This window comes from Dendronalium sp. ChiSLP03b, from assembly GCF_034531165.2.
Lineage (GTDB): Bacteria > Cyanobacteriota > Cyanobacteriia > Cyanobacteriales > Nostocaceae > Dendronalium > Dendronalium minutum.
In genome coordinates this window covers 79,133-96,420 of record NZ_JAVRBR020000123.1, presented here as the reverse complement: position 1 = coordinate 96,420, position 17,288 = coordinate 79,133, and the positions used below count along the sequence as shown (strand labels likewise).

Here is a 17,288-nt window from a genome sequence, read left to right as displayed (position 1 = left end):
AAGATTCTGAAACTTTGATTGAGTCAAGCTTTGAGCCTTTATTTTCTAACAGTAACTAAAATTTATAGCCAAAACTTAGAAATTAAAGCCTCGAAAGGCTTTCAGCGATTGGGTTCTCCCAAAGTGATAAAAGAGGGGTAGTCAGTAGCCATTGCTAGTTGTCTTCCTCTGTTACCCAGTCCCCAGTTCTTTAAAATCTATGGAGTGAGGAAATGATAAATATTTCACAACTCAGAATTAAGACTGGTAGGTTTCTAGAACGTACCAAAATTACATACTACGATTGGAAGAAACCACAGATAGTTAAGATTCATGGAATTGCAATTCCAGTTATTGATAATCTACCTAGAGAACTTCAAGAAGCATTGTATGCAGGAACTTATGAAAAATATGAGTTGAAGATTGTTGAATCTCAGCTTCAACCAAGCGATATTGTCATGGAGTTGGGAACTGGAATCGGCTTAGTTTCTAGCTTTTGTGCTAAGAGGATTAGAAATGAAAGAGTGTTCACGTATGAAGCTAACCCAGTATTAGAATCTGTTATCCGGAAGACGTATGCTTTAAATAATGTTTCCCCAAATCTGGAAATGTGTATGTTAGGCGAAACTGCTGGGGAACAAACGTTTTATATCGCCAAAGGTTTTTGGGAGTCCTCTGTTATTCAACATCAAACCGGACTTAAGCCTATTAATGTACCTGTCAAGTCATTTAATGAGGAAGTAAAAAAAGTTAATCCTTCTTTTCTAATTCTTGATATCGAAGGAGGAGAATACGAATTTTTTACCTATGCAAATCTTCACAATATCCAAAAAATTGCGATGGAATTGCATAAACGAATTATTGGCTCTGAAAAAGCAAAGTTCGTCAAGTCTAAGCTAATTGCATCTGGTTTTGAATTGAATGAAAAAATTTCTTTTAGAGGTAGAGAACTGTTTTGGCAAAAACATCAGTAGTAATAGTAATTCGCAATTCGTAAATTCCTATCCCTGCTTACTGTTAGAGCTTCAGTGAGGATAGGAATTTTGCTATTATCCTTCTACAAAGTTTTTAAAGCGTTAGGCAGGAGCTAAAAACTTAGCTACTGTCTGCACATCTTTATCACCACGTCCAGAGCAGTTAATGATAATTCGAGGACTACCATTCAGTTGAGGGCATAGAGTTTCCAGGTAGGCGATCGCATGGGCTGTTTCCAATGCTGGTATAATTCCCTCCAAGCGGGACAGTCGTTGGAAGGCCGCCAACGCTTCTTCATCGGTAACACTATAATATTCAGCGCGTCCAATATCCTTCATATAGCTATGTTCTGGCCCCACACCGGGATAATCTAGCCCTGCACTAATTGAGTGTGCCTCAATTATTTGTCCATCCTCATCTTGTAAGAGATAGCTCATAGCCCCGTGTAATACACCAACTTGTCCTTTTGTCAAGGTTGCGGCGTGTTTTGTTGTATTGACACCTTCTCCGGCTGCTTCAATTCCAATTAACCGCACAGATCGATCGTTAACAAACTCGTAGAATAATCCCATAGCGTTGGAACCACCACCCACACATGCCATGAGAATATCAGGTAATCCGCCCCACTTTTCAATTGCTTGAGCGCGAGTTTCTTGCCCAATGACTGCATGGAAATCGCGCACCATCATCGGATAAGGATGTGGGCCTGCTACCGAACCCAGGATATAGTGAGTGGTTTCCACATTCGTCACCCAATCCCGAATTGCCTCAGAAGTTGCATCCTTAAGAGTTCCCGTTCCCGCCGCCACCGGACGTACTTCTGCACCCATCAGCCGCATTCTAAACACATTCAAGGCTTGGCGTTCCATATCGTGAACGCCCATGTAAATTACGCATTCCAGCCCAAAACGAGCGCAAACTGTTGCCGTTGCCACTCCATGTTGTCCAGCACCTGTTTCCGCAATAATTCGCTGTTTGCCCATGCGCTTGGCTAACAATACTTGACCAAGGGCATTATTAATTTTGTGAGCGCCAGTGTGATTTAAATCCTCGCGCTTTAAGTATATTTGCGGCCCTGTGCTATCTGGTTTGGCATAATGAGCAGTCAAGCGTTCAGAAAAATACAACGGTGTAGCGCGTCCTACATAGTCTCGCAGCAGTTGTTGTAGTTCTGCTTGAAAATCAGAGTCATTGCGGTATTGCTGATAAGCTGTTTCTAGTTCAGCAAGAGCAGGCATCAGCGTTTCCGGTACGTACTTCCCGCCAAAGCGTCCAAAGCGTCCTTGTGTATCGGGAACTTGAGCAGTTGATGGGGAATTTGGAGAGAGGGGAGTGGTAGTCACGGCTGATTTCGATGACGGGAATTACTTAATTATTATATGAAAATTGGGAGCAGAGAGCAGAGGCAGATGAGGGAGCAGGGGGAGCAGGAGAGGCAGGGGGAGATAAAGAGAATAACTCTTAACTCCTAACTCAGCACTCAGCACTCAGCACTCAGAACTACTGACAACTGACTCCTGCCTTCTTTGCAGCAGTCTACTAAATTTCCAGGCACAATATTTATATAGAAGTCACTACTGTCTCTGATTTTTCCTGAGTATTCAATATGTCTTCTTCCAAACCCAAGTCTTCTGACAAAAACTTTGTCTACCGCGAATTTGGTAACGACAACTCTGCCGCTATAGAAAGACCAATTCCCGAACTACCCCCGCAGCAGCAAAATCTCAGAGTCCAAGCTACCCGCACCGGACGCAAAGGCAAAACGGTGACGGTGATTAGCGGTTTTCAAGCTAAACCAGAAACCTTGGCAGATTTAGTGAAACAATTGAAAACTCAGTGTGGTACTGGTGGCACAGTCAAAGATAATGAGATTGAAATTCAAGGTGACCACAAACAGAAAATTCTCGAAATTTTGACCAAGCTAGGTTACAAAGCCAAAATCAGTGGTGGCTAATTAAATGCGGTTAACCACATCTCTACAGTGCTGTTTAGCCAGAACGGCAATGTTATCGTTGAGATGTACAAATAAGCAAGAGCAGTGGCGCATAACTAAACTATACGGCTGCTCATTTTGAGATTAACAGGAGGGTTAAATGGATTTAGTTCGGATTCTTTGTGCTATTTTCCTACCGCCTCTAGGGGTGTTTTTGCAAGTAGGTTTTGGTATGGACTTTTGGATTAATATAGTCTTGACACTTTTTGGTTATATTCCTGGGATTATTCATGCAGTTTGGGTAATAGCCAAAAAGTAATTATTCATAAGAATAGGTTGGGCTTTTTCTTTATCTCTACTCAACCTACTACTGAGTGAGTACAAGATTATGACTGATGCCCCTTTGAGAAAACAACTTCACGAAGAGAATCGGTTGTCTTGGAATGAGGCAACTAAGGCGCACAATAGCCATAAGGGAAACCAAGCGAAGTTTTTTCGAGAAGGGGGCAATACACTTTTTCCGGAAGAAAAAGAACTCTTAGGAAATATTACTGGGTTATCAGTGGTTCATCTCCAGTGCAACGCTGGTCAGGATACTCTAAGTTTGGCAAGACTTGGGGCAGTTGTGACTGGTGTAGATATTAGTGATGAAGCTATAGCCTTTGCCCAAAAACTCTCAGAGGAATCTGAAATTTCAGCTAATTTTTATCGCGCAGATTTGTTTAATTGGCTGGAGGAAACAGCTAACAAAAACGAACTGTTCGATATTGTATTTTCTTCCTATGGGGCAATTTGTTGGATATCTAATTTGAGTGTCTGGGCTAAAGGAATTGCTGCAATTCTCAAATCAGGTGGACGCTTGGTTGTTGTAGAATTCCATCCTGTTGCGATGCTATTTGATTGGGATTGGAGTCACAAGTTCCCTTATTTTAGTGACGGGAAACCCCTGACTTGGGAAGATGGTATAAGTGATTATGTAGCTATTTCTAACCAGGGATTGGCTCTATCAGAGTATGAAACTGGGATTGAGAATTTTCGCAATTCCTACCGTTCTCACGAATTTCAGTGGGGTATTGGCGAGATAGTCACAGCGTTGTTGCAAGCTGGGCTGACTGTGGAAGTATTGCAGGAATACCCCTATTCCAATGGTTGTAAGCTATTTGAGCAAATGCGCGAAGCCCCCGGACGGCAATGGTTTCCACCAGAGGATGTACCGAATCTGCCGTTAATGTATGGTATTGTGGCTCGCAAGCGATAAATGAGTGTGGGGTTTAGCTCCTTACTTTTATCGGCGTTGCATAACAGTGGGATGAATTGGGGTAAGCAGGGGAGGCAGGGGATGTAGGGGAAGCAGGGGGAGAATTTTAGAAGTTGCTAAATCATCCCGCAACTATGCAACGCCCTTTTATCTACTTTAGTTTTGTCTGGTATTAGATTGAAGTAAGTTAGCGATCGCTTCCACTAAGTCGGCTGGTTCCACTGGCTTGGCAATATGCTTTTGAAATCCTGCTGTTAGTACTTGTTTTTCGTTCATTTCTCCAGCATAGGCAGTAAGAGCGATCGCCCGAATCTGCCCTCCCTGTTCTGGTGGTAGAGTTCTCACCTGTCGTATCAACATACATCCATCGACTTCTGGCATCCCAATATCGCTTAACAGCACATCTGGCAAAGACTGGCCCAGAGCGGCTAATGTCTCCGCGGCTGATGATACTGCTGTGACGTTCGCCCCATACTGCTCTAGCAAGAAGGCGATAAATTCTCGCGTATCAGCATCATCATCGACTATTAAAATGTTGACACCATTTAAATTTGAAGATGGTTCGGAATCTGTATTATCCTGTTTCATCTCTGATGAATCTTTAAGCAGCGGCAGCCTCACGGTAAAAGTTGCCCCTTGATTTTCGCCCTGGCTTTCTGCTTTGACTGTGCCGCCATGCAGTTCGACTAAGTGACGGACAATCGCCAACCCTAACCCCAACCCACCAAACTTTCTGGTGCTGGTACTGTTCTCTTGACGAAAGTAGTCAAACACATAGGGTAGGAAATTGGGGTCAATGCCTTTACCTGTGTCGGTAACGGTAATCTGAGCGTAGTTCAAAGTAGAAGACGCGGGGATGGGGAGACTCGGTGACGCGGAGAGTGTTTGTGATAAATTCTTTGCGTCTTTTTGTCCCCGCGTCCCCGTGTCCTCTTTTCTCCCTGCCTCCAGTCGGATGTCTACTCGTCCCCCCTCTGGTGTAAACTTGACTGCATTTGAAAGCAGGTTCCAGATGATTTGCTGTAAGCGGTTAGAGTCACCTAAAACTTTTGCTGAATTTGGGTCGAGAGTTGTATGTATTTGAATGGACTTAGCTTCTGCCGACAAACGCACGGTTTCCATTGCAGCCGAAATCACTAAAGACAAATCGACTGGATATATATTCAAGCTGAGTTTGCCTTGGAGAATCCGGGAGATATCCAGTAAGTCTTCTATTAGTTGAGCTTGTAACTTGGCATTGCGCTCAATGGTCTTTAGCGCTTGCAGAATTGTCTTTTCATCCAGTTTTTTGGTTTGGAGTAGCTTCGCCCATCCGAGAATTGGATTGAGTGGCGATCGCAATTCATGAGAGAGGACTGCTAAAAATTCATCTTTAATGCGGTTGGCTGTTTCGGCGGCTTCTCGTGCCGTCTGTGCTGCTTCATACAGGCGGGCACGTTCCATGGCTTGGGCGCATTGCTGTGCTAGTGATAGCACAAAGCCATGGTCATGCTGGCTAAACTCTTGCATCTCAGCGAAAGCTAAAGACATGCCACCCACAGCTCGTCCTTCGAGCATCAATGGAATCGAAATCCAACTGCCATAGTCATACCGAGCATAGGTTTCAGCCAGATGTGAGTAACGAGTTGCCCTTGTTTTTGTTGGCTCTTGCCAAACAGGCTCTCCGGTTCTGACTGCTTCTGCTAAGGGTACGGGTGCATTAATCGAAAATCGCCGCCATAAATCTACTAGTTCTGGTTGATAACCAACAGCACGAACAATGTCCAATTCTGTGCCACTTTCAGTTACTAGTGCCACTAAAGCAGAACTGGCTCCCAAAGCCGCCATGCCTTGCTCAACAATTACCTCTGCTACCTGTGCTGATGTTAGAGATTGCGAAAGCGCCGCAGTCACAGCTTGTAGGCGGGTAGTGCGAGCCGCAGCAAAAAGAGCAGCTTGTTGCGATCGCTGTGCTTCTGTGTAAAGTTGGGCATTATCAACGGCTATGGCAGCACGGCGAGCCAATTCTTCAGCTAACACCAGGTCATTAGTATCGTAGTGACGACCCGAAGAAGATACTAAAGTCATAGCGCCCAATATCTGTTCGCGGATAGTCAGCAATATACACATCCCAGATTTAGGAGTTAGCTGTTGCAAGAGTTCTAGATGCTCGGCATTACAGGTTGCTGCTTGCATCTGTTGGTCAGATATGTCATGGGTTATTTGTGACTTTCTTAACCGTAATACCTCCGCAATGCCTCCAGGCTGCGTTAAATCTGGCGGATAATTTTTTAATTGTTCTACCAATTTTTGTTTCGACGGCTCGGTATGAGCTGCTGCTACCCGACGAACTGATTGATCGTCATTAATAATATCAACTATGCACCAATCAGCGATTTCAGGCACTACCAAACGCGCCAAACTGGCTAAAGTGGTTTGGGAGTCGAGTGATGAAGCCAAAATACTACTAGCCTGAGCTAAAAAACGCTGCCTGTCCTCCTCTCGCTTGCGTTCGGAAATATCCCTAGCAGATGCCTGCATCTCTATAATTTCTCTATGCAGGTCGCGGATAGCTCGGACAGTTGATTCTAGCCAGATATAATGTCCGTCTTTGTGTCTAGCCCGATGAGTGATGGTATAGATGTTTGGTAAATCAGCATTAACTGGATAGTTCTTCGCAATTTCAGCTAGATCGTCTGGATGAACCAACTCGGCGCTGGGATGACCTATTAGTTCTTCAGGTTGATACCCTAGTAAGGTGTAGCAGGCTGGTGAGATATATAGCAAAGTTCCCTCTACTGTATGGCGTGAAATAATATCAGTGGAATTTTCTGCCAGTAGTCGAAAACCTGCTTCGCTTTCTTGCAGTGCTGCCTCTGCTTGCTTACGCTGATTAATATTGCGGAAATAAAGTGCTAGTCCTGTTGCAGAAGGATAGGCGCGAACGGCAAACCATGCCTCAAATGGTGGGTAGTAATCTTCTAGTTCTAGCGGTACTCCTTGGGCAACGGATCTTTGATAAAGTTGACCAAAGCTAGTTTCGGCTAGTTCTGGAAACTCTTCCCATAAATTCTTGCCCAATAATTCTTCGCAAGAACGCCCTAAAGTTCTGCTTCCTTGGTGATTGAGGTAAGTGAAACGCCACTCACGGTCAAAAGCCAGAAAGCCATCAGTGATACTTTCTAAAATATTAGTAATTTGTTCTTTTGCCACCTCAGCCTCAATACGGGCTGCTTGCTCGCGCTCTAGCAATTGTTCGCGATCGCGCAGCGCAGTTTGCTGTTCGCTAATATCTACGCACATGCCTACCCATTCGCAAAGTTGGCCTGTTTCGTCGAGTATGGGTACGCCGCGTGCAGCTATGTAGCGATATTCGCCGTCATGCCGTCGCAACCGATACTCCCCACATACATTGCTACGGCTATAAAACCCTTGTTTCCAAACTGTAAGCATGGATTCACGGTCTTCTGGGTGCAGGGCATCAAGCCAACCCCATGCTTTGTATTGTTCGAGACTTTGCCCAGTGAATGCCTGCCAAGTCGGAATTTCTTCAACTATGTTGCCATAAGGTGCTGCTGTCCAGACGATAGAGGCGGTTGCCTCTGCCAGCGAACGGTAGCGCGCTTCACTTTTTCGGAGTAATGACTCTGTTTGCTTTTGATCTATGAATTGACCAATTTGAGTTGCGATCGCACTCATCACCTGGAGTAAGTCAGAGTCAGGCTCTGGAATTTCGTTACTGAAAAATTCGATGACACCTGAAATTTTTTTGCCCACCTGAATCGGAAATCCGATGGTGGTAAGTTCATTGAGCCAAACAGGTTCACCAGTTGCCCAAACTTCACCAGGTAGCCCTTCACTAAAGGCAAAGGTTGTGCGTTGATTAAATGCTGGAGAATCCCCTATCTTCAAGGAGGATGAACGCCAACTGCTAATGCAACGCAGGACATTAGCTTGATGGTCTACACTCCAGATTCTACCAATTTGCCATCCTAAACTTTCACATAAAGCTTGCAGAATGCTAGAGGCGGCATTAGCAAATGTAGTAGCTTCTGCAAGAATGCGAGTGACTGCATACTGGGCAGCTAGAAGTTGTTGGGTGCGTTTGTACTGTGTAATATCTTTAGTTAATATTGATACGCCATTTTGTGAGGGATATATACGCTTTTCTAACCAAAGATGCCGTTTTGCATCTAAATACTCAAACTGCACTGTTACTCGCTCAGCAACAGCCCGATGTAACTCAACATCAAGTTGGCTATTGACTGTCTCAGGAAACAACTCCCAAATACTTTGACCTAAAAAGTCTTGTTTATTTATCTGGGCGAGTTCAGCTAGCTTGTCATTGACATAGACGTAGCGCCATTCACGATCTAACATGACAAAACCGTCGCCGATCCTAGCCAAGACTTGTTCAATGTCTTCGGGAATAGTTGCCCAAACTTCAGCACTCACAGCTTCTGTTCCTTATGCTTAAAAGTATTTGGCTAACAGCTCCTCACCGACTTCTCCCATCTGGTGTAGTAGCTCTTCAATCTGTTTCATAGCTAATGGCGAAGGTTGCGTCCGTCCGTTTTCCCAGCGATTTATGCTGTGAAACGAAACCCCTAGCATCGTTGCCAGTTTCACCTGTGAGAGGTTAAGGTGCTGTCGAGTCTCGCGAACCAACTGTGCAACCCTTGGCTGTTCGATTGCAGGCATAAGGTAAATATATTGTTAATTTTATCCCAGGTATTGGACTATAGCATCTGCTATATATTTAAATACATCCATCCAAAGTTATAGAGATTTTGAAAAGGACGCCTGCTTGCGTATTTGTGTCGGTTTTAATAGATAAGTCTTTAACCGGACATGATTATGACAGCTTCAGACTGCCTTGATTTTGCAACAGTATTGCAAAATTAAAACTACTTTTTGTAGCTTGCAAATAGCTGTCTTACGAAATCATTGCTATCGCTTTGAATAAATCTTAGTACCTTTGAGGATGAATCATATGAGCAAAGATACAGGAAAGAAAATAATTGAGTATTTGCAATCACAAAAATATCGAATTCGTGCTTACAACATTGTCTACATAGAGGGCGTTGACCCAGATACGTTTGCACTTAATGATGACCAGATTGATTATTGGAACGACGTTCGCTCTGTAATTCGAGATGATGGCGAGATTTTGTTATGTGCCCAAGCAACTACAGAGCCGGGATTATGGTATACAAAAAACCGTCTCAATGTTAATGGTGCAGCACGAATCGCATTTGGACAACACTTAGAGGCCTGGACATTTGGCAAGCATCACGAGCAAGACGCTTTGGTACAATGTGGAAAAATTAAGGTTTACCGCGATCGCAATGAAGATGGATTTCGTACAAACGATCCGATAGATGTGGGCGAAGATTTTGCAATCAATCAGCATACCACCTTTCAAGCACCTGAATCGATTGGAAAGTGGAGTGCAGGCTGTTTGGTAGGACGATACCCTCAAACTCATGCAAAATTTCTACAGCTATGTAAGGATTCAGGAAACAAGGTATTTGATACCACTGTACTAGATGGGTCAGAGCTTCATAAATTGCAAGTAATTTGAGAAGCTGCGTAATACAATGTTAATGCATCGACCTGCAATAGTATTGTATTGGCTTGCATTGTTAATGTATCGACCTGCAATGGCATTGTATTGGCTTGCATTGTCAATCTATCGACCTGCAATGCCATTGTATCGACTCACATTGTTAATGCATCTTTATTTGTTAGAGTTGCCTTCGGGTATTTTACGCTCTGCTAGATATTGATACATCCGCCAACGCGCATCTGCTTCTGCTTGCGCCTGTCTTAGCAACTGTTTGGCAAGGTCGGGTTTGCTTTTGGTAAGCATCTTGAAGCGATTTTCTTGGTACATTGATTGCTCTACTGATTGTGTAGGCGATCGCATATCCAATTGTAAAGGGTTCTTACCCTGTTTCTCCAACTCTGGATTGTGACGATATAGCAGCCAACGACCTGATTCTACCAATGATTTTTGGTGATTCATCCCTGTAGTCATATTAATGCCGTGGGCTATGCAATGGCTGTAAGCAATAATCAGTGATGGGCCATCATAAGCTTCTGCTTCTAGAAATGCTTTTAAAGTATGCTCGTCCCTTGCACCCAGAGCTACACTCGCTACGTAGACATTACCGTAGGTCATGGCAATCAAACCTAAATCTTTTTTAGGCGCAGGCTTACCGCTGGCGGCAAATTTCGCTACTGCTGCCCGTGGTGTAGCTTTGGAAGATTGACCGCCTGTGTTAGAATACACTTCGGTATCCATAACTAAGATGTTGACATTGCGACCGCTGGCTAGCACGTGGTCGATACCGCCAAAGTCAATGTCATACGCCCAGCCGTCACCGCCAATAATCCAAACGCTTTTTCTTACCAGGTAATCACTCAGCGATTTGAGATTTTGGATTTTGGATTTTAGACTGAGTTCTAATTCCGCAGTCGAGATTTGCTCTAACTTTTCTTGCAAGAGCGCTACTTTTTCTCGTTGTTCCCAAATATCAGCCTCGGATTTTTGTTCGGCGTTGAGTATCGAGTGGACTAAGTTTTCATCTATTTCTCCACTCAATTGTTGTAGTAATTCTGTAGCAAATTCTGTTTGTTTGTCTAGCGACAGACGGAAACCAAAACCAAATTCGGCGTTATCTTCAAATAAACTATTCGACCACGCCGGGCCGCGTCCTTCGGTGTTTGTCGTCCAAGGAGTGGTGGGGAGATTACCGCCATAGATTGAAGAACAACCTGTGGCGTTGGCAATTACAGAGCGATCGCCAAACAATTGTGTCAATAATTTTAAATAAGGTGTCTCACCACAACCAGCACAAGCACCGGAGAATTCAAACAAAGGTTCTTGCAATTGTTGTTGGCGAATTTGGTTTAATTTCAACTGCCGTCGGTCGGGATTAGGCAAACTCAAGAAGAAATCCCAGTTTTTCCGTTCTTGTTCGCGCAAAGGTAACTGCTGTGCCATGTTAATCGCTTTCTGCGATGGCTCAGATTTATCTTTGGCAGGACAAATATTTACACAGATGGTGCATCCCGTACAGTCTTCTGGGGCAACTTGAATAGTAAATTTTTGATTGGCAAAGTCTTTATCTTTGGCATCAATTGATTTGAACGTAGGCGGTGCATTAACTAATTCATTCGGTTGATAAGCTTTGGCGCGGATGGCACTGTGAGGACAAATCATTACGCACTTACCACACTGCACGCAGACATCCGGCTCCCACACGGGTATCTCTTGAGCGACGTTGCGTTTTTCCCACTTAGCTGTACCTGTAGGAAAAGTACCATCAACTGGTAATGCACTAACAGGCAAATCATCACCTTCCCACACCATGATTCGTCCTAAAACATCTCGGACAAATTCCGGTGCATCGATGGAAATAGGAGCTTGCTTTTGGATAGTGCTGCTGGTTCGACTTGGGACATCTACCTTATGTAAATTGTCTAGGGTATTGTCTACAGCTTGCAAATTCATGCGGACAACTTCTGCCCCTTTCTTACCGTAAGTCTTTTCAATCGCTTGTTTAATTTTGGCGTTAGCGTAGCTCGCCGCAGGCATCGCTTCTTCTTGTGGCAAGACCCCTGCTAAGGCAAAGAAGCACACCTGCATAATCGTGTTAATGCGTCCGCCCATGCCACTGTCGCGGGCAACTTGGCTAGCATTGATAACGTAAAACTTCAGATGTTTATCAATGATTTGCTGCTGCACATTCAAAGGTAAATATTCCCAGACACTATCCGCATCATAGGGACTATTAAGTAATAAAGTTCCCCCAGGAATCGCAGCTTTGAGAACATCAATTTTTTCTAAAAATCCCCAGTGATGGCAACCAATAAAGTTAGCTTGGTCTATTAAGTAAGTCGAACGAATTGGTTGCGGCCCGAAGCGTAAGTGAGAAACAGTAATTGAGCCAGATTTTTTAGAATCGTAGACAAAGTAAGCTTGGGCGTAGTTGTCGGTTTCTTCACCAATAATTTTGATTGAGTTTTTATTCGCCCCAACAGTACCATCAGAACCTAACCCGTAGAACATTGCGCGGACGACATTATCGGGTTCGGTAGAGAAGTTAGCATCAAAATTCAAAGATGTGTGACTAACATCGTCATGAATACCAATAGTAAAGTGATTTTTCGGTTGTGCTTGGGCAAGATTATCAAAAATGCCCTTCACCATCGCTGGCGTAAATTCTTTAGAAGAAAGACCGTAGCGACCACCAACGATTTTAGGAGACGCAAAGAGGCGGAGACTGGGAGACGCGGAGAATCTATCAAAAACATTCCCCGCGTCACCGCGTCCCCTTGTCTCCGTGTCCTCTTCATTCCCCGCGTCCTCTCCCCATCCCTCATGTATCGCTGCTACCACATCCAAATACAACGGTTCCCCGATGCTACCTGGTTCTTTGGTGCGGTCAAGAACTGCGATCGCTTTTACACTGTTTGGTAATACTGCTACAAATCTTTGCACATCAAAGGGGCGGTAAAGTCGCACTTTCACAACTCCCACCTTTTCCCCACAGGCGTTGAGGTAATCTACCGTTTCATGTACCGTTTCACAACCGGAACCCATGAGAACGATGATGCGATCGGCATCGCTAGCACCGTGGTATTCATAAATTTGGTAATGCCTTCCTGTGAGTTCGCCAAATCGATCCATGAGTCGCTGGACAATTTCGGGACAAGCGTTGTAGTAAGGGTTAGCGCCTTCACGGGCTTGGAAGTAAACATCGGGGTTTTGAGCAGTACCGCGTAATACTGGGCGGTCTGGGGTCAGGGCGCGGCTGCGGTGTTCTATTATGAGATGGTCGGGAATGAGCGATCGCAATTCTTCATCTGACAACAGCTTGACTTTTTGCACTTCATGAGACGTACGGAAGCCATCAAAGAAGTGCATAAATGATACTCGCGCTTCTAAGGTGGCTGCATGAGCAATGAGGGCAAAATCTTGGCTTTCCTGCACCGAAGCTGAACACAGCAGGGCAAAGCCAGTAGCACGAGCTGCCATTACATCACTATGGTCGCCGAAAATTGACAGAGCGTGAGTAGCTAGCGATCGTGCGGCAACATGAACCACAGCGCTAGTTAGTTCACCAGCAATTTTGTAAAGATTAGGTATCATCAACAATAGCCCCTGAGATGCCGTGAAAGTGGTACTCAGGGAACCTGTTTGTAATGCCCCATGCACAGCCCCAGCAGCTCCACCTTCGCTCTGCATCTGGACAACGCTAGGAATTGTGCCCCAAAGATTGGGACGATTTTCTGCTGACCAAGCATCTGCCCATTCACCCATTGCTGAAGAGGGAGTGATGGGATAAATGGCGATTACTTCATTCAATTTGTAAGCGACACGGGCGACAGCTTCATTCCCGTCAATGGTTGCAAATGTTTTGTTCATTATTTGTCTCCCTGTCTCACTTTCTATTGATTGCTTGGTCTTCTAAACTGCATGAAGAGAACCCGTGAAGAGAAGAATTAGAAATAGCCAGAGCCAGGAAGTCAATGCATTATATCTTCTACATTGGTGTCTCAAGTTTAATATTTAGTTAAATAATTGTTGTGAGGGCTTTGGGCTATTAGTTTGAGATTACATAAATACTGCATAGATTAGTATCTCATCCTTAATAAACAGCCCATTAATAGATATTAACAATGTACTCAAGACCTGAAGCGATTAACCAGTATACTTTTCGGGCACTTTATTGTTTTTTGTGGGGTATAGGTTCGGGAATAGTTCATATCTCTTCTGCATCGGTACGTAGCTATCAAGGTAGTTGCGATCGTCTCCTTTAATTAGAAGACTATTAATGCCAATATTTCTACCGATGTCAAAATTTATTACCTAGTGTTAGTTTTGGATATTCATAGCAGAAACAAGTGACATTCAATCAACAACAATTAACTAAGAATCAATCTTAAGACGATTTGGAGAATATTTAATGGTTTATGAAATTGAATTAGGCTTATGTAATCCTCCTGAACCTGTTTATTTGTATGTTAATCAGGGAGAACTTAATGGAGAAAAATATGTTTGGTATCGCTACGATCGCCAGCAAGACACGAGGACTCCTGTTCAGCACAGAGGTTTAACTGGATATGTGACTGAATTGCGATTGATAGCAAGAGAATTCAGAGGTCGAGACAACAAGAAGTTAAATATTTTTGTCAGTGCTGATGAACTTTATATTGTACAAACTGGTATTGAAACAAACTTTGCTAAAACATTTTTGCTAGCTGCATCACAAGTGCAAGACTTTTCTAAGCCTCTAATTCTTGCTGCAACACCTGGAAAAGAAAACGTCGTGTTCTGTCGGCTTTACGATCCAGCAACCAAAACTAGGATTAGCCGTGAGTGGAATCCCAACGCAGATTGGGAAGGTATCATACAAGATATTCAATCAAAGTTGGATTGTAATTCAGAGCCTTTTCCTGAAGCTGAAGATTATACTGACAAGCTAGCTTTGGTTAGCTAACAGTAGATTTGGCTTACAAAAAAGTCGTCAATTTTAAGTAAAGCAGTTTTTAACTGCTTTTTTATTTTTTCTAAAACTTACTTGGCTAAGTAAAAACAACCTCTTATCAAATGTGTAAAAAAATAGCTTTAATGATAATTGTTAAAATTACATAAATTAAAATAAATGGATAATTTATGGAAGCGATCGCTTGAGACTACCTTCAGCTAGAAACATTCTCAAGCTTATTTAATTTTGACTGCAAGCTGTAACCCCAATGCATCTAATAAGGTACTCAGATAATCAAATTCAATTTTCCCTTTTTCTAATAGCATCTGGTCGAATTTTTGGTAGTATTGCTGAACTTGAGAAGAAAATCTATCAATTCCGCCTTGCGCTTCTATAAGATTTCTAAGCGCTTTGCTTAACATTATAGGATCGCCTTCTTCTAGAACAACTTCAATATATGATGCTGCTTCTAATGGCTCTTTTAAATCTTCAATTAGTATTTCGTGATAACTTGTACTTTTAGGCATCGTTTCTACTCCTATAGTCTTGCCAATATTCTTGAGTTTTACTGATATCTTGTTCTTGGGTACTTTTATCGCCACCACATAAAAGCAGAATAACTGTCTTTCCTTCTTGAGCAAAGTAGATCCGGTAGCCTGGACTATAGTCAATTCTCAGTTCAAAAATACCGTCTCCAACAGACTTATAGTCTCCTAAGTTCCCGTCTTCAACTCGGTCAAGTCTGGCTCTAATTTTAGCTTTTATTTTTCTATCGTTTAGAGAATTAAGCCACTCATCAAAAAGATTTTTTCCATCTACTGTGAGGTAAGTCCTAATCTCCCGTGGTTGTACTTCCATGTTTGTTAACTCGTAATTGCCCCTCCAGCCTCAAAAATCTGTTGTACGGTCAAATTTAACTCTAGAAATATTAAGGACTGGATACGGTCATCTCCTCGAAATTTATTAATTTGATACTCACCTTCGTCTAAACAGCAAACTAAGATTGTAGGTTGTTTGGGCTTACCAAGAAACTCTCTACCACCTAAAGCAGCATAATCTACAATCCAGTATTCAGGAATTCCCATTTCTTCATAGTCAGCATATTTTTTATGATAATCATCACGCCAGTTGGTACTGACAACCTCAACCACTAAAGGAGTAGATGCTGCTTGACTAACAGTAGATTCTTTTTTCCATAGAGATTCATTTACTAAATTAGGGCGATTCAACAACAGTATATCTGGCGAATAAGCAGATTCACTTTCAGGTGGTTTGACTAGTGCTGTCTTGGGTATAAAATAGGGAAGATTTAAACGAATACACTCTCTAGTCAGTTCAAAGGCTAAAAATCCAACTACTTCTTCGTGGTCGCCTGTTGGTTGAGGCATTTCGACTACTACTCCATCATGTAGTTCATAACGTTTCCCTGTGTTATCTGGATATTTAGCAACAAATTCATCGAATGTAACTAGTTTGCGCAAGGCTTGAGTCATGGCTTAATTCCTCAAAGCAAATTAAAACAATAAAAAAGTCCTAATTACTTCGTAGCCAATCTTTGACTAACTAACTCAGCAGCTAAATGTATCGCCGCTTGCATACTCGTAGCATCAGCAATTCCCTTACCCGCAATATCAAATGCTGTCCCGTGGTCGGGTGAAGTTCTCACAAAAGGCAGACCAATGGAAGTATTAACGGCTCTATCAAATGCCATCAACTTCACGGGAATTAACCCTTGATCGTGATAAAGTGCCAGATACCCATCGGCTGGACTTTGAATCTGAGAATTACCATACCAAGCTTGACCCGGTTTAACCCACATCGTATCTGGCGGAATTGGCCCATCTAGTTGGAAATTCGGGCGGTTTTGTCGTTCTTTTTCTAACCACGGAATTAACCAATCTTGTTCTTCAGTTCCCAGTTGTCCTTGTTCGCCACTGTGGGGATTTAAACCTGCGATCGCAATTCTCCCTTTAATTATCCCGAAATCTTTTTCTAAACACTCCACCAGCAAATCTAATTTCTTTGTCAGCAACTGCGGTGTCAACGTATCGGCTACTTGACGCAAGGGTATATGTGTGGTAGCAAGCAAAGTGCGGAGCGTCCAACCAGTATAAGGCGATCGCGCTACAAATAACATCCCAAAGCGATCAACTCCAGACTTTTCTGCCAAAAGTTCTGTTTGCCCTGGATAATTGTACCCTGCGACTTTCCAAGCAGATTTAGCGATCGGACCTGTGACAATACCATCAAATTTACCAGCAAGTGTCTGGGCGATCGCATATTCCATGTAAGCAAAACTAGCTGCACCACTAACTGTATTACCTGTTCCGATGACAATCTCACCCTCAATCTTTCTATCCAGCGGTACATCAATGACTGTCAAGCGATCGGGATTTACCAAAGGTGTTAAATTTCCATTTAAACTCAGTTGGTTATAAGTGCGTAACAACAAATCTCGATTACCTACCACTGTCACGTCACAGTTTTGAGTAACTTCTGGGTTTGCCAAAGCTTTCAAAATCACCTCCGGCCCAATTCCTGACGGATCTCCCAGCGTCAGCGCCAACCTTGGTTTATGGTTATCTTGTAAATTTACTAGTTTATTTTGATTTATTTGATACATATATAAAATATCCCCGATCTTTTTGTGTCCCCAGTCCCCATT

At 43.2% G+C, this 17,288-nt stretch carries 15 protein-coding genes; 7 read left to right on the top strand and 8 right to left on the bottom strand.

Going from position 1 to position 17,288, the window contains the following annotated elements:
- The first annotated feature begins 212 nt into the window (after positions 1-212).
- Complete coding sequence (locus tag RMY31_RS28585) at positions 213-953, top strand: FkbM family methyltransferase (protein WP_322657321.1); 741 nt, start codon at positions 213-215, stop codon at positions 951-953.
- Between the two features lie 102 nt (positions 954-1,055).
- On the opposite strand, the gene trpB is transcribed toward RMY31_RS28585, so the two are convergent.
- Positions 1,056-2,297, bottom strand: coding sequence for a tryptophan synthase subunit beta (gene trpB / locus RMY31_RS28580; RefSeq protein WP_322657320.1), 1,242 nt, complete (start codon positions 2,295-2,297; stop codon positions 1,056-1,058).
- 263 nt (positions 2,298-2,560) lie between these two features.
- Between trpB and RMY31_RS28575 the strand changes: the two genes are divergently transcribed.
- The 3 genes from RMY31_RS28575 to RMY31_RS28565 all read left to right on the top strand — a co-directional run bounded on the left by RMY31_RS28575 (position 2,561) and on the right by RMY31_RS28565 (position 4,145).
- On the top strand, positions 2,561-2,908 hold the full coding sequence (locus RMY31_RS28575) for a translation initiation factor (RefSeq protein WP_322657318.1): 348 nt from the start codon (positions 2,561-2,563) through the stop codon (positions 2,906-2,908).
- A gap of 139 nt (positions 2,909-3,047) precedes the next feature.
- On the top strand, positions 3,048-3,206 hold the full coding sequence (locus tag RMY31_RS28570) for a YqaE/Pmp3 family membrane protein (protein ID WP_322657317.1): 159 nt from the start codon (positions 3,048-3,050) through the stop codon (positions 3,204-3,206).
- A 69-nt stretch (positions 3,207-3,275) separates the two neighbouring features.
- Entirely contained in the window at positions 3,276-4,145 is an 870-nt protein-coding gene (locus tag RMY31_RS28565; protein WP_322657316.1) for a class I SAM-dependent methyltransferase, read from the top strand.
- 156 nt (positions 4,146-4,301) lie between these two features.
- On the opposite strand, the gene RMY31_RS28560 is transcribed toward RMY31_RS28565, so the two are convergent.
- Together RMY31_RS28560 and RMY31_RS28555 are read right to left on the bottom strand one after the other, a co-directional pair.
- On the bottom strand, positions 4,302-8,579 hold the full coding sequence (locus RMY31_RS28560) for a PAS domain S-box protein (protein ID WP_322657315.1): 4,278 nt from the start codon (positions 8,577-8,579) through the stop codon (positions 4,302-4,304).
- Positions 8,580-8,597: 18 nt separating this feature from the next.
- Positions 8,598-8,825, bottom strand: coding sequence for a helix-turn-helix transcriptional regulator (locus RMY31_RS28555; protein ID WP_322657314.1), 228 nt, complete (start codon positions 8,823-8,825; stop codon positions 8,598-8,600).
- Between the two features lie 292 nt (positions 8,826-9,117).
- On the opposite strand from RMY31_RS28555, the gene RMY31_RS28550 reads away from it, so the two are divergent.
- Positions 9,118-9,708 carry a hypothetical protein gene (locus tag RMY31_RS28550; RefSeq protein ID WP_322657312.1) on the top strand — a complete coding sequence of 197 codons (591 nt, stop codon included), beginning with the start codon at positions 9,118-9,120 and terminating at the stop codon, positions 9,706-9,708.
- A gap of 156 nt (positions 9,709-9,864) precedes the next feature.
- On the opposite strand, the gene nifJ is transcribed toward RMY31_RS28550, so the two are convergent.
- The gene (nifJ, locus tag RMY31_RS28545; RefSeq protein WP_322657311.1) at positions 9,865-13,560 is read right to left on the bottom strand and encodes a pyruvate:ferredoxin (flavodoxin) oxidoreductase; all 3,696 of its coding nucleotides are present in this window, start codon (positions 13,558-13,560) and stop codon (positions 9,865-9,867) included.
- 254 nt (positions 13,561-13,814) lie between these two features.
- Here nifJ and RMY31_RS28540 point away from each other — a divergent pair, with 254 nt between their 5' ends.
- Both RMY31_RS28540 and RMY31_RS28535 read left to right on the top strand, forming a co-directional pair.
- Positions 13,815-13,955 carry a hypothetical protein gene (locus tag RMY31_RS28540; protein WP_409878681.1) on the top strand — a complete coding sequence of 47 codons (141 nt, stop codon included), beginning with the start codon at positions 13,815-13,817 and terminating at the stop codon, positions 13,953-13,955.
- A gap of 146 nt (positions 13,956-14,101) precedes the next feature.
- Complete coding sequence (locus tag RMY31_RS28535; RefSeq protein WP_322657310.1) at positions 14,102-14,635, top strand: hypothetical protein; 534 nt, start codon at positions 14,102-14,104, stop codon at positions 14,633-14,635.
- Positions 14,636-14,859: 224 nt separating this feature from the next.
- On the opposite strand, the gene RMY31_RS28530 is transcribed toward RMY31_RS28535, so the two are convergent.
- From RMY31_RS28530 to pdxA, 4 genes are read right to left on the bottom strand one after another with little or no spacing between them, the layout of a single operon-like run.
- Positions 14,860-15,150: a hypothetical protein gene (locus RMY31_RS28530; RefSeq protein WP_322657308.1), complete on the bottom strand. Its 291-nt coding sequence runs from the start codon at positions 15,148-15,150 to the stop codon at positions 14,860-14,862.
- Positions 15,143-15,481, bottom strand: a complete 339-nt coding sequence (locus RMY31_RS28525; protein ID WP_322657307.1) for a type II toxin-antitoxin system RelE/ParE family toxin — start codon at positions 15,479-15,481, stop codon at positions 15,143-15,145. Before RMY31_RS28525 ends, RMY31_RS28530 begins: the two co-directional genes overlap by 8 nt.
- Before the next feature lie 5 nt (positions 15,482-15,486).
- On the bottom strand, positions 15,487-16,116 hold the full coding sequence (locus RMY31_RS28520) for a Uma2 family endonuclease (RefSeq protein ID WP_322657306.1): 630 nt from the start codon (positions 16,114-16,116) through the stop codon (positions 15,487-15,489).
- 44 nt (positions 16,117-16,160) lie between these two features.
- Positions 16,161-17,246, bottom strand: coding sequence for a 4-hydroxythreonine-4-phosphate dehydrogenase PdxA (gene pdxA, locus RMY31_RS28515; RefSeq protein WP_322657304.1), 1,086 nt, complete (start codon positions 17,244-17,246; stop codon positions 16,161-16,163).
- Positions 17,247-17,288 lie beyond the last annotated feature (42 nt).